A 13,640-nucleotide genomic window follows, 5' to 3' on the forward strand; every position below is an offset into this window, starting at 1 on the left:
CACACGTCCCACACGGCCACTGGCGTAGCGTCGACAGCACGCATGCACCCTCACCCCGTGGCCGCCTCACGGCCACATCTCGATCAGAACACCCACCAGGACCGGCGACCCACGTGAGCTCCACTTCCTCCGCACGGCACGCGCGGCACCTCTCGTACCAGCAGGTACGGCAGGGGGCCACGGGCGCCTACCGACTGGTGCGTACCCCGCCGGTCGCCGCGGACCCCCCTGAACTGGACGCACGCCAGCGCGTCGTGGTTGACCACGACGGCGGCCCGCTCCTCGTTCTCGCAGGTCCAGGCACCGGCAAGACCACGACCCTGGTCGAGTCGGTCGCCGCGCGCGTGGCCAAGGGCACCGACCCCGAGCGCGTCCTGGTGCTCACCTTCAGCCGCAAGGCCGCGGTGGAGCTGCGCGACCGCATGGCCCACCGGACAGGCGCCGCCGACGCCCCGCAGGCCACCACCTTCCACTCCTTCTGCTACGCCCTGGTCCGCGCCCACCAGGACGCCGACCTGTTCGTCGAACCGCTGCGCCTGCTCTCCGGACCCGAGCAGGACGTCGCCGTCCGCGAGCTCCTCGCCGGGCAGCTCGGCCTCGGCGAGGAAGGCCTGGCCCGGGTCCGCTGGCCGGACGAACTGCGCGCCTGTCTGACCACGCGCGGCTTCGCCGACGAGGTCCGCGCCGTCCTCGCCCGCAGCCGCGAGCTGGGCCTCGGACCCGACGCCCTCGACGCCTTCGCGCGCCGCAGCGGGCGCCCCGACTGGGGCGCCGCGGCCGCGTTCCTCGCCGAGTACCTCGACGTCCTCGACCTCCAAGGAGTGCTCGACTACGCCGAACTGGTGCACCGCGCGGTGCTGCTCGCCCACCGGCCCGAGGTGGCGCGGGCCCTCGTCGCGCAGTACGACGCCGTGTTCGTGGACGAGTACCAGGACACCGACCCCTCCCAGGTGCGCCTGCTGCACGCCCTCGCCGGCGGCGGCCGCGACCTCGTGGCCTTCGGAGACCCCGACCAGTCGATCTACACCTTCCGGGGCGCCGATGTGAACGGCATCCTCCGGTTCCCGTCCGACTTCCCGCGCGCGGACGGCACCCCGGCGCCCGTCGAGGTCCTGACGACGTCCCGCCGCTCCGGCGCCGGACTCCTCGCGGCCACCCGGCTCCTCGCCCGGCGCATGCCCCTGACCCGGCTGCCCGCCGAGAAGGTGCGCGCCCACCGCGACCTCGCCGCCGTCAGGGACGGCGGGCGTGTGGACGTCCTCACCTTCCCCACGGCCGGTACGGAGATCGACAACATCGCGGACGTCCTGCGCCGCGCGCACCTGGAGGACGGCGTCCCTTGGAGCGAGATGGCCGTACTCGTGCGCGCGGGCGCCCGCACCCTGCCCTCCTTCCGCCGCGCCCTCACCGCCGCCGGCGTCCCCCTGGACATAGACGGCGACGACATCCCCCTGCGCCACGAACCGGCCGTGACGGCGCTCCTGACGGCCTTGCGGGCGGTGGCCACGGCGGAGGACCAGGGGCGTCCGGGGGAGGGCGAGACGGGTACTCGGGCACGCCCGGGGGAGGTGCGCCCGGGCAGCGAGGGGGTGTCCTCGGGCCCCCAGGGGATGTCTTCGGGTCCCCAAGGGGTGCCTTCGCGCCCCCAAGGAGTGCCTTCGGCCCCCCAGGAGACCGAGGGCCAGGCGCGCCCAGAGGGCGCCGGGGACGACGGCCCGGCCGCCCCTCAGGTCGCCCCCGCCTGGCTCGGCACCGAGACCGCCCTCGCCCTGCTCACCTCCCCGCTCGCGGGCATGGACGCCGCCGACCTGCGCCGCCTCGGCCGCGCCCTGCGCGAGGAGGAGCGTGCCGCGGGCAACCACCTGCCGCCGCCCTCCGACGAACTGCTCGCCCGCGCCCTCGCCGAGCCGGAGCGGCTCGTCGCGCACGACCCCTCGTACGCGAAGGGCGCCCAGCGCCTCGGCGAGCTCATCGGCCGGGCCCGCGCGTGCCTCGCGGGCGGCGGCACCGCCGAGCAGGCGCTGTGGGAGCTGTGGGACGGCACCCCCTGGCCGCGCCGCCTGGAGCGTGCCGCCCGGCGCGGCGGCGCGGCGGGCCGCAACGCCGACCGCGACCTCGACGCGGTGTGCGCCCTGTTCGCCACCGCGGCCCGCGCCGAGGAGCGCACCGGCGGCCGGGGCGCCCTGAACTTCCTGGAGGAGATCGAGGCCCAGGACATCGCCGCCGACACGCTCACCCGCCGCGCCGTGCGCCCCGACGCCGTACGCCTCATGACGGCACACCGCTCCAAGGGCCTGCAGTGGCGCCTCGTCGTCGTCGCGGGCGTCCAGGAGGGGCTCTGGCCCGACCTGCGCCGCCGCGGCTCCCTTCTGGAGGCCGACCGCATCGGGCGCGACGGCATTGCCGACCCCCTCACCCCCGGAGCACTGCTCTCCGAAGAGCGCCGCCTGTTCTACGTCGCCGCCACACGCGCGCGTGAACGCCTGGTCGTCACCGCCGTCAAGGCCCCCGCCGACGACGGCGACCAGCCGTCCCGCTTCCTCACCGAACTCGGCGTCGAACCCAAGGACGTCACGGGCCGCCCGCGCCGCCCGCTGTCGGTCTCCGCCCTGGTCGCGGAGTTGCGCGCCACGACCGTCGACCCGCACGCGTCGGACGCCCTGCGCGAGGCCGCGGCCCGCCGCCTGGCCCGTCTCGCCGGGCTCGCCGACACCGACGGCCGCCCCCTCGTGCCGTCCGCGCACCCCTCCCGCTGGTGGGGCATGCACGAGCCGACAGCCAGCACAGCGCCCCTCCGGGACCGCGACAAGCCGATCACCCTCTCCGGCAGCGCCCTGGACCAGCTCGCCAACACCTGCGCCCTGCAGTGGTTCCTGGGCCGCGAGGTGAAGGCGGACGCGCCCGCGACCGCCGCCCAGGGCTTCGGCAACGTCGTCCACGTCCTGGCCGACGAGGTCGCCTCCGGGCACACGCCCGCCGACCTCGACGTCCTCATGGAACGCCTCGAATCGGTGTGGGACGCCCTCGCCTTCGACGCCCCCTGGAAGTCCGACCAGGAGAAAGAGCACGCGCGCGTAGCGCTCGAACGGTTCCTCCAGTGGCACGTCAGCGGCGCCCACGCGGGCCGCACCCCCGTAGCCAGCGAACACGGCTTCGACGTGACCCTGGAAGCGGGCCCCTACGAAGTGCGCGTACGCGGCTCCATGGACCGCGTCGAACGCGACGGGGACGGCCGCGCCTACGTAGTCGACTTCAAGACCGGCAAACAGGCCCCCAGCGCCGCCGACGTCGCCCGCCATCCCCAGCTGGCCGTCTACCAGCTCGCGGTCCGCGAAGGCGCGGCTGACGACGCCTTCGGCGGCACGCGCCCCGAGGCGGGCGGCGCGGAACTCGTGCACCTGCGCCAGGGCGCCGCCAAGAAGGACGGCGGCGACACCCTGCCGAAGGTCCAGGCACAGCAGCCCCTGGACAACAGCGACAACAGCGACAACAGCGACGGCGGCGACGGCGGCGACTGGGTAGGCGACCTCCTGGCCACAGCCGCGGGCAAGGTCCTGGACGAACGCTTCACGCCCGCAACGGGCCAGCACTGCACCCACTGCGCCTTCCGCACCTCCTGCAGCGCCCTCCCGGAGGGCCGCCAGGTCGTGGAGTGACGGCTGCCGCCGCCCCTCTGGTGGTGGCCTGTGCCCCGTCCCGCGGTGGCCAACGTCACCTTCCGCCACCCGCGCTCATAGCACTCGCACAGGCCATCTAAGGTCTCCGTAAAGCTGAACCGTGTACGCGGCGCGGGGCCTCCCGCACCCGCCGCGTGCACCGTCCTGAGGAGAGTCACACATGGCAGCCAACCGGAAGCTCCTGGCAGCGGCAGCCGCCTGCGCCGCCGCCGTCATCGGCGTCACGGGCTGCGGCGGCGACAGCGGCGACAAGGACCCCTTCGAGGGGATGAGCGCCGACAAGATCGCCAAGAAGGCGTCCAACGCCTCCAAGAACGCCGGCTCCTTCACGATGAAGAGCGAGGTCAAGGAGGACGGCGACCAGACCACCGCCGCGTTCTCCATCGCCAAGGGCGGCGACTGCAAGGCCACGGTCGACTCGGGCAAGACGGGCCACTCCGAGCTGCTCTACGTCAACAAGGCCTCCTACGTGAAGGCCGACGAGAAGTTCTGGAAGGCGAGCGCCGGTGCCACCATCGCCGGGCGGGTCAAGGGCCGCTGGGTGAAGTCGCCCAGCTCCCGAGAAGGCGGCGCCTGCAACCTGGACAACATGTTCAAGAGCGACAAGCTCAAGGGCCTCAAGCGCGTCGACGACGCCGATGTCGACGGCAAGACGGCCGCCGTCCTCATCAAGAAGAAGGGCAAGGAGACCACCACCTTCTACGTCGCCATGGACGGCAAGCCGTACTTCCTGAAGGTCACCAACAACGGTGACGAAAAGGGCACGGCGACCTTTAGCGACTACGGCAAGCCCGTCGACGTCAAGGCCCCGGCGGCCGACGAGGTCGTCGACCAGAAGGAACTGGCGGGCCTCTGAGCCACAGTGCCGCGCGGCGGCCCCTGACAACCCGATCCACCCTGTTTGTCAGTGGCCGCCGCTAGCCTTTCTCACGTGCCTTCCCGCCTCACCGACCCCGACGAGCTCAAAGAGCTCCTCGGCATCCCGTTCACCCCGGAGCAGACGGCCTGCATCACCGCGCCGCCCGCCCCGCAGGTGATCGTGGCCGGAGCCGGGTCGGGCAAGACGACGGTGATGGCCGCGCGCGTGGTGTGGCTGGTCGGCACCGGCCAGGTCGCCCCCGAGCAGGTCCTCGGCCTGACGTTCACCAACAAGGCGGCGGGCGAGCTCGCCGACCGCGTCCGCCAGGCCCTCGTCAAGGCGGGCGTCACCGACCCGGACCCGGCCGACCCCGACGACGCCCCGGGCGAGCCGGTCATCTCCACGTACCACGCCTTCGCCGGGCGCCTGCTGACCGACCACGGCCTGCGCATCGGCCTGGAGCCCACCTCCCGGCTCCTCGCCGACGCCACCCGCTTCCAGCTCGCCGCGCGCGTGCTCCGCGAGGCCCCCGGCCCCTACCCGGCGCTCACCCGCTCCTTCCCCGACCTCGTCAGCGACCTCCTGGCCCTCGACGGCGAGCTCTCCGAGCACCTCGTGGACCCCGCCCGGCTGCGCGCGTACGACACCGATCTGCTGCGCACCCTGGCAGGCGCCAAGCTCACCAACGGCGACCTCCGCAAGGTCCCCGAAGCCGCGGCCGCCCGCACCGAGCTCACCGGCCTCGTCGAGCGCTACCGCGACGCCAAGCGCGCCCGCGACCTGCTCGACTTCGGCGACCAGATCGCCCACTCCGCGACGCTCGCCCGCACCCGCGCGGACGTCGGCACGATCCTGCGCGACGAGTTCCGCGTCGTCCTGCTCGACGAGTACCAGGACACGTCCGTGGCCCAGCGCATCCTCCTCGCGGGCCTCTTCGGCGGCGGCACCGGCCACCCCGTCACCGCGGTCGGCGACCCCTGCCAGGCGATCTACGGCTGGCGCGGCGCCTCCGTCGCCAACCTCGACGACTTCCCGCACCACTTCGCCCACGCCGACGGCCGCCCCGCCACCCGCCACGCGCTGAGCGAGAACCGCCGCAGCGGCGGCCGCCTCCTCGACCTCGCCAACGGCCTGGCCGCCCCGCTGCGCGCCCGCCACGCGGGCGTGGAGGCCCTGCGGCCCGCCCCCGGCGCCGAGCGCGACGGCACCGTCCGGTGCGCGCTCCTGCGCACCCACGCCGAAGAGATCGACTGGATCGCCGACTCCCTCGCCCACCTCGTCCGCACCGGCACCGCCCCCGGCGAGATCGCCGTCCTGTGCCGCACGGCCACCGACTTCGCCGACATCCAGGGCGCCCTCGTCGCCCGCGACGTACCCGTCGAGGTCGTCGGCCTCTCCGGACTCCTGCACCTCCCCGAAGTCGCCGACCTCGTCGCGGTCTGCGAGGTCCTCCAGGACCCCGGCGCCAACGCCTCCCTGGTGCGGCTCCTCACCGGCCCCCGCTGGCGCGTCGGCGCCCGCGACCTCGCCCTCCTCGGCCGCCGCGCCCGCCTCCTCGTCCGGCACGGCCACCCGGCGCCCGGCGGACCCGACGACCCCGAAGCCGCCGACCGCCGCCTCGCCCAGGCCGTGGAAGGCGTCGACCCCTCCGAAGTGATATCGCTCGCCGACGCGCTCGACACCTTCCTGGAGTCGCCGATCGGCACCTCCGAAGACGACGGCCTGCCCTTCTCCGCGGAGGCGCGCGTACGGTTCGCCCACCTCGCCGCCGAACTGCGCGACCTGCGCCGCTCCCTCGCCGACCCGCTGATGGACGTCCTGCACCGCGTCCTCGCCGTCACCGGCCTGGAAGTCGAGCTGTCCGCGTCCCCGCACGCCCTGGCCGCCCGCCGCCGCGAGACCCTGTCCAACTTCCTGGACGTCGCCGCGTCCTTCGCCGCCCACGACCCGGCGGCCTCCCTGCTCGCCTTCCTCGGCTTCCTGCGCACCGCCGCGCAGTACGAGAAGGGCCTCGACAACGCCCTGCCCGGCGGCGAGAACACAGTCAAGGTGCTCACCGCCCACAAGTCCAAGGGCCTGGAGTGGGACGTCGTCGCCGTCCCCGGCCTCGTCACCGGCACCTTCCCGAGCGCCCAGGGCCGCGAGAAGTGGACCGCGCAGGCCAAGGTCGTCCCGCACGCCCTGCGCGGCGACGCCGACACCCTGCCCGACGTCGACACCTGGGACGCCAAGGGCCTCAAGGCCTTCCACGCCGCCATGAAGGACCACCAGCACACCGAAGAGCTCCGCCTCGGCTACGTGACGTTCACGCGCCCCCGCAGCCTCCTCCTCGGCTCCGGCCACTGGTGGGGCCCCACCCAGAAGAAGCCGCGCGGCCCGTCCGACTTCCTGACGGCGCTGTACGACCACTGCGCCGCCGGACACGGCGAGATCGAAGCCTGGGCCGACAAGCCGCAGGACGGCGAGGAGAACCCCGCCCTCCGCGAGGCCGCCGCCGACCACGCCTGGCCGCTCCCGCTCGACCCCGCCTCCCTGGCCCGCCGCCGCGCCGCCGCGGACACCGTCCAGGCCCACCTGGACCGCCTCAGGACGGGCACGCCCCGCGACCACCAGGAGCCCCACCCGGCAGCGGACCCGGAATGGCCGCCGCCCCCGGAGGACGACGAGTTCTACGAAGAGGACGCGTTCCCCGAAGACAACGGCGAGCCGTACGTAGACAACGACGAGCCGTATGTAGACAACGGCGAGCCCAACGAGGGCGACGGCGAGCCCAACGAGGGCGACGGCGAGCCCAACGAGGGCGACGGCGAGCCCAACGAGGGCGACGGCGAGCCCTACGAAGGCGACGGCTTCGGCAAGACCCCGTACGGCGACGGGCGCCCCCCGCCCGAGCCCGAGGACCCCTCCGACTGGGACTCCTGGAGCAGCCACCGCCCCACGCCCCCGACCCCGGACCCCGTCATCCCGCACGCACGCGAGCCGCACGCCACCGCACCCGAGGACCCCCTCACCCCGGAGGACCCCCTCACCCCGGAGGACCCCCTCACCCCGGAGGACCCCCTCACCCCGGAGGACCCCCTCACCCCGGAGGAGCTCCGCACGCTCGCCTCCTGGGACCGCGACCTGGACGCCCTCGCCGACGAGCTCCTGCGCGCCCGCGAAGGCGTGCGCGACGTGCCCCTGCCCGCCTCGCTCACCGCCTCCCAGGTGCTGCGCCTGGCCGCCGACCCCGACGGCCTCGCCCAAGAGCTCGCGCGGCCCATGCCCCGGCCCCCCCAGCCCGCGACCCGGCGGGGCACCCGCTTCCACGCCTGGGTGGAAGCCCGCTTCGAAGAGCTGCGCCTGCCCATGCTCGGCCCGGACGAACTGCCCGGCGGCGCCCCCGGAGAGGCCGACATCGCCGACGAACGCGACCTGGAGGCCCTCAAGGAAGCCTTCGAGCGCACCGAGTACGCCCACCGCACGCCCTACCGCGCCGAAGCCCCCGTCCAGCTCACCCTCGGCGGCCGCCTCATCCGCGGCCGCATCGACGCCGTCTACAAACAGGGCGACGGCACCGACACCACGTACGAGATCCTCGACTGGAAGACCAGCCGCACCCAGGACGCCGACCCGCTCCAGCTCGCCGTGTACCGCCTGGCCTGGGCCGAGCAGCACGGCGTACCCCTGGAGTCCGTGACCGCCGCGTTCCTGTACGTCCGCAGCGGCGACGTCGTACGCCCGCGCCACCTGCCCGGCCGGGCCGAGCTGGAACGGCTCCTGCTCGGCGAGGACGGGGACGAGGGCCACAACGAGGACCAGGCCGACCGCGGGGCCGCCGACGAGGGCGGCGGCCCCGAAGCCGACCGGCCACCGGACAGGACCGCTCCCGTGGGCCGATAGGCTCGTGACCATGAGTAAGTCCGCCGACCAAGCTGACAGCGTCGTCAGCGCCGTACGCGAGTACGTCGACGACCACCGTGCCGCCTTCCTCGACGACCTCGCCGAGTGGCTGCGCATCCCGTCCGTGTCGGCGCAGCCCGAGCACGCCGACGACGTGCGCCGCAGCGCCGACTGGCTCGCCGCCCGGCTGAAGGACACCGGCTTCCCGACCGCCGAGGTCTGGGAGACAGCCGGAGCCCCGGCCGTCTTCGCCGAATGGCCCTCCGGAGACCCGCAGGCACCCACCGTCCTCGTCTACGGCCACCACGACGTGCAGCCCGCCGCCCGCGAGGACGGCTGGGACACCGACCCCTTCGAGCCCGTCATCCGCGAAAACCGCCTCTACGCGCGCGGTGCCGCCGACGACAAGGGCCAGGTCTTCTTCCACACCCTCGGCGTCCGCGCCCACCTCGCCGTCACGGGCCGCACCGCCCCCGCCGTGAACCTCAAACTGATCGTCGAGGGCGAGGAGGAGTCCGGCTCCGCGCACTTCCGCGACCTGATCGAGCGCCACCGCGACCGCCTGGCCGCCGACGCCGTCGTCGTCTCCGACACCGGCATGTGGTCCAAGGACACCCCGACCGTCTGCACCGGCATGCGCGGCCTCGCCGACTGCGAGATCGAGCTGTACGGCCCCGACCAGGACATCCACTCCGGCTCCTTCGGCGGCGCCGTACCCAACCCGGCCACCGCCGCGGCCCGCCTCGTCGCCGCACTGCACGACGAACACGCGCGCGTAGCCGTACCGGGCTTCTACGACGGCATCATCGAGCTCACCGACCGCGAACGGCAGCTCTTCGCCGCACTGCCCTTCGACGAGGCCGAGTGGCTGCGCACCGCCAAGTCGCACGCCCCCCACGGAGAGGCGGGACACACCACCCTGGAGCGCGTCTGGGCCCGCCCCACCGCCGAGGTCAACGGCATCGGAGGCGGCTACCAGGGCGCGGGCGGCAAGACGATCATCCCGTCGAGCGCCCTGCTGAAGCTCTCCTTCCGCCTGGTCGCGGGCCAGGACCCCGACCACGTGGAAGACGCCGTCCGCACATGGGTCGCCGACCAGCTGCCCGCGGGCATCCGCCACACCATCACCTTCGGCGCCGCCACCCGCCCCTGCCTGACCCCGCTCGACCACCCCGCCCTGCAGTCCGTGGCCCGCGCCATGGGCCGCGCCTTCGAGCAGGAGATCCTCTTCACGCGCGAAGGCGGCTCAGGCCCCGCAGCCGACCTCCAGGACGTCCTCGGGGCGCCCGTGCTCTTCCTCGGCATCTCCATCCCCTCGGACGGCTGGCACGCGCCGAACGAGAAGGTCGAGCTCGACCTGCTCCTCAAGGGCGTCGAGACCACCGCCTACCTCTGGGGCGACCTCGCGGAGCACTGGCGCGATGCACACTGAGCACACCGAAGACACCTGCTCGCTGAACCACCCATTCCACCGGGGGAGTTGGAAGCACCAGTGACCACCTGGACCGACCGCGCCGCAGACCGCCCCGTCTCGCTCACCGCGCCGAGCGGCATCGACCGCGCGGCCCACCACCGCCTCGACGAGGCCTGGCTCGCCGCCGCGTGGAGCCACCCCTCGACACGCGTCTTCGTGGTCTCCGGCGGCCAGGTCCTCATCGACGAGACCCCCGACGGCCGCACCGAACTGGTGATGACCCCCAGCTTCGAAGCGCCCCTCACCGAAGCCCACCGCTACTTCCTGGGCACCGACGACGACGGCGTGAGCTACTTCGCCCTCCAGAAGGACTCCCTGCCCGGCCGCATGGACGCCTCCGCACGCGCCGCCGGACTGCGCGAGGCGGGCCTGCTCCTGTCGCCCCGCGACGCGGGCCTGATGGTGCACGCCGTCGCCCTGGAGAACTGGCAGCGCATGCACCGCTTCTGCTCGCGCTGCGGCGAACGCACCGTCATCGCAGCCGCCGGCCACATCCGCCGCTGCCAGGCCTGCGGCGCCGAGCACTACCCGCGCACCGACCCCGCCGTGATCATGCTCGTGACGGACGACAAGGACCGCGCCCTCCTCGGCCGCCAGGTCCACTGGCCCGAAGGCCGCTTCTCCACGCTCGCGGGCTTCGTGGAGCCCGGCGAGTCCATCGAGCAGTCCGTACGCCGCGAGGTCTGGGAAGAAGCCGGCGTCACCGTCGGCGACGTCGAGTACGTCACCAGCCAGCCCTGGCCGTTCCCGTCCAGCCTCATGCTCGGCTTCATGGCCCAGGCCACCTCCTCGGAGATCAACGTCGACGGCGAAGAGATCCACGAAGCCCGCTGGTTCTCCCGCGACGACCTGCGGGCCGCGTTCGAGTCCGGGGAGGTCCTGCCTCCCTACGGCATCTCGATCGCGGCCCGCCTGATCGAACTCTGGTACGGCGAGTCCCTGCCGCGCCCCGGCGCGGCGGCCTGACCCGGCCCCCTGGGGACCTAGGCGAGCTTCTGCTTCACCTGCGCCAGCGAGGGGTTCGTCAGCGTCGAACCGTCCGGGAAGAGAACGGTGGGAACCGTCTGGTTCCCCCCGTTCGCCTTCTCGACGAACGCGGCGGACTCCGGGTCCTGCTCGATGTTGACCTCGGTGTACGCGATGCCCTCGCGGTCCATCTGGCCCTTCAGCCTGCGGCAGTAGCCGCACCAGGTGGTGCTGTACATCGTCACGGTGCCCGGCATGTCTTCGCGCTCCTTCACGGCTCGGGGTGCGTCATCGCACTTCGTGGTGCGTCGTCGCACCCAGTCGAACGTACGCGACCCCGCCGCCATTCCCACACCCACGCCCCTCCCGCCAGAGCACACACCCACGCCGCCCCTGCCAGAGCACACGCCCACGCCCCTCCTGCCAGAGCCGGCACCCCGGCACCAGAAGAGGCCTCCGGGACCAACCGACACCCAGCCGCGCCCCCGGATTAATACGACTGCGACCGCCACCCTGTGGATAACCCCGCTCACGCGCCCCACAGGAACTGGCAGCATTGAAGGGTGACAGCAGCAACGCACTCCACCCTCTTCCCGCGGGTCCCGGACTCGGCCGACGCGGTGCTCGACGGGCTCGACCCCGAGCAGCGCGAGGTCGCCACGGCCCTGCACGGGCCGGTCTGCGTGCTCGCGGGCGCGGGCACGGGCAAGACCCGCGCCATCACCCACCGCATCGCCTACGGAGTGCGCGCGGGCATCCTCCAGCCCGCCAGCGTGCTCGCCGTCACCTTCACCAACCGCGCCGCGGGCGAGATGCGCGGCCGACTGCGCCAGCTCGGCGCCCAAGGCGTCCAGGCCCGCACCTTCCACTCCGCCGCCCTGCGCCAGCTCCAGTACTTCTGGCCCAAGGCCGTCGGCGGCTCCCTGCCCCGACTCGTGGAACGCAAGATCCAACTCGTCGCCGACGCCGCCACCGCCTGCCGCATCCGCCTCGACCGCAACGAACTGCGGGACGCGACCGGCGAGATCGAATGGTCCAAGGTCACCCAGACCGTCCCCGCGGACTACGCCGCCGCGGCCGCCAGAGCGGGCCGCGAAACCCCCCGCGACCCCGCCGAGATCTCCCAGCTCTACGCGGCCTACGAAGACCTCAAGCGAGACCGCTCCGTCATCGACTTCGAAGACGTCCTGCTCCTGGCCGTCGGCATCCTCCAGGACCGCCACGACATCGCCGAACAGGTCCGCTCCCAGTACCAGCACTTCGTCGTCGACGAGTACCAGGACGTCAGCCCGCTCCAGCAGCGCCTCCTGGAACTGTGGCTCGGCGAGCGCGACAGCCTCTGCGTCGTCGGCGACGCCAGCCAGACCATCTACTCCTTCACCGGCGCCACCCCCGACCACCTCCTCGACTTCCGCACCCGCCACCCCGGCGCAACCGTCGTCAAACTCGTCCGGGACTACCGCTCCACCCCCCAGGTCGTCCGCCTCGCCAACGGCCTCCTCGCCCAGGCCCACGGCCGCGCCGCCGACCACCGCCTGGAACTCGTCTCCCAGCGCGAACCCGCCGCGGACCCCGTCTACACGGAGTACGCGGACGAACCCGCCGAAGCCGAAGGCGCCGCCCGCCGCATCCGCGCCCTCATGACCGACGGCGTCCCCGCCAGCGAGATCGCCGTCCTGTTCCGCACGAACTCCCAGTCGGAGATCTACGAACAGGCCCTCGCCGACGCGGGCATCCCCTACCAGCTCCGCGGCGCCGAGCGCTTCTTCGAACGCACCGAGGTCCGCGAAGCCGGCGCGGCCCTGCGCGGCGCCGCCCGCTTCGGCGGCAACGACGTCCTCCTCGACGACGTCGTCGACCTGCCCTCCCAGGTCCGCGCCGTCCTCTCCACCAAGGGCTGGACCACCGAACCCCCCGCGGGCTCCGGCGCCGTCCGCGACCGCTGGGAGTCCCTGGCCGCCCTCGTGCGCCTCGCCGAGGACTTCGCCCGCGCCAACCCCACCGCGACCCTCGCCGACCTCGTGGCCGAGCTGGACGAGCGCGCCGCCGCCCAGCACGCCCCCACCGTCGAAGGCGTCACCCTCGCCTCCCTGCACGCCGCCAAGGGCCTGGAGTGGGACGCCGTCTTCCTGGTCGGCCTCGCCGAAGGCATGATGCCGATCACCTACGCCAAGACCGACGAACAGGTCGAGGAGGAGCGCCGCCTCCTCTACGTCGGCGTGACCCGCGCCCGGGCCCACCTCTCTCTGTCCTGGGCGGTGTCCCGCTCCCCGGGCGGGCGCCCCAACCGCAGAGCCACCCGCTTCCTCGACGGACTGCGCCCCGGCTCGGGCACGACCGCCGGGGCGCGCGCGGCGGGCGGCACGGGCGGCATCGAGCGCGGCACGGGCGGCGGCACCGAACCCGGCGGCCCCCGAGCCCGCCGCCGCACCAGCCGCACCCCGGCCCGCTGCCGCGTCTGCGGCCGCACCCTCACCGACGCCGGTGAGATGAAACTCATGCGGTGCGAGGACTGCCCGTCCGACATGGACGAAGGACTCTACGAACGCCTGTGGGAGTGGCGCGCGGGGCACGCGCGACGCATCGGACAGCCCCCGTTCTGCCTCTTCACGGACAAAACCTTGATCGCCATCGCCGAGTCCGTGCCCGAGGAGGAGGGCGAGCTCGCCCGCATCCCCGGCGTCGGCCAGCGCAAGGTACGCACCTACGGAGCCGACGTCCTGGCCATTTGCGCAGGTCAGGAGGTTACCGACGGTGGCGAGGCGAACTGATTCAAACTCGT

At 73.5% G+C, this 13,640-nt stretch carries 7 protein-coding genes; 6 read left to right on the top strand and 1 reads right to left on the bottom strand.

The window, feature by feature from the left end; genetic code table 11:
• The first annotated feature begins 113 nt into the window (after nt 1-113).
• From MQV74_RS27005 to nudC, 5 genes are all read left to right on the top strand, one after another.
• Nucleotides 114-3,656 (top strand): ATP-dependent helicase, encoded by a 3,543-nt coding sequence (locus MQV74_RS27005; protein WP_242722539.1) that lies wholly within the window; start codon nt 114-116, stop codon nt 3,654-3,656.
• Between the two features lie 181 nt (nt 3,657-3,837).
• Nucleotides 3,838-4,533: a hypothetical protein gene (locus MQV74_RS27010; RefSeq protein WP_242722542.1), complete on the top strand. Its 696-nt coding sequence runs from the start codon at nt 3,838-3,840 to the stop codon at nt 4,531-4,533.
• Between the two features lie 75 nt (nt 4,534-4,608).
• Nucleotides 4,609-8,418 (top strand): UvrD-helicase domain-containing protein, encoded by a 3,810-nt coding sequence (locus tag MQV74_RS27015; protein WP_242722545.1) that lies wholly within the window; start codon nt 4,609-4,611, stop codon nt 8,416-8,418.
• A 10-nt stretch (nt 8,419-8,428) separates the two neighbouring features.
• Complete coding sequence (locus tag MQV74_RS27020) at nt 8,429-9,850, top strand: dipeptidase (RefSeq protein ID WP_242722548.1); 1,422 nt, start codon at nt 8,429-8,431, stop codon at nt 9,848-9,850.
• Nucleotides 9,851-9,910: 60 nt separating this feature from the next.
• Nucleotides 9,911-10,858 carry an NAD(+) diphosphatase gene (nudC, locus tag MQV74_RS27025; RefSeq protein ID WP_242722551.1) on the top strand — a complete coding sequence of 316 codons (948 nt, stop codon included), beginning with the start codon at nt 9,911-9,913 and terminating at the stop codon, nt 10,856-10,858.
• 17 nt (nt 10,859-10,875) lie between these two features.
• On the opposite strand, the gene MQV74_RS27030 is transcribed toward nudC, so the two are convergent.
• Nucleotides 10,876-11,115 carry a mycoredoxin gene (locus MQV74_RS27030; protein WP_138961668.1) on the bottom strand — a complete coding sequence of 80 codons (240 nt, stop codon included), beginning with the start codon at nt 11,113-11,115 and terminating at the stop codon, nt 10,876-10,878.
• 306 nt (nt 11,116-11,421) lie between these two features.
• Here MQV74_RS27030 and MQV74_RS27035 point away from each other — a divergent pair, with 306 nt between their 5' ends.
• Nucleotides 11,422-13,629 carry an ATP-dependent DNA helicase UvrD2 gene (locus MQV74_RS27035; RefSeq protein WP_242722554.1) on the top strand — a complete coding sequence of 736 codons (2,208 nt, stop codon included), beginning with the start codon at nt 11,422-11,424 and terminating at the stop codon, nt 13,627-13,629.
• Nucleotides 13,630-13,640: the final 11 nt, after the last annotated feature.

It is taken from the genome of Streptomyces sp. AN091965, assembly GCF_022698285.1.
Lineage (GTDB): Bacteria > Actinomycetota > Actinomycetes > Streptomycetales > Streptomycetaceae > Streptomyces.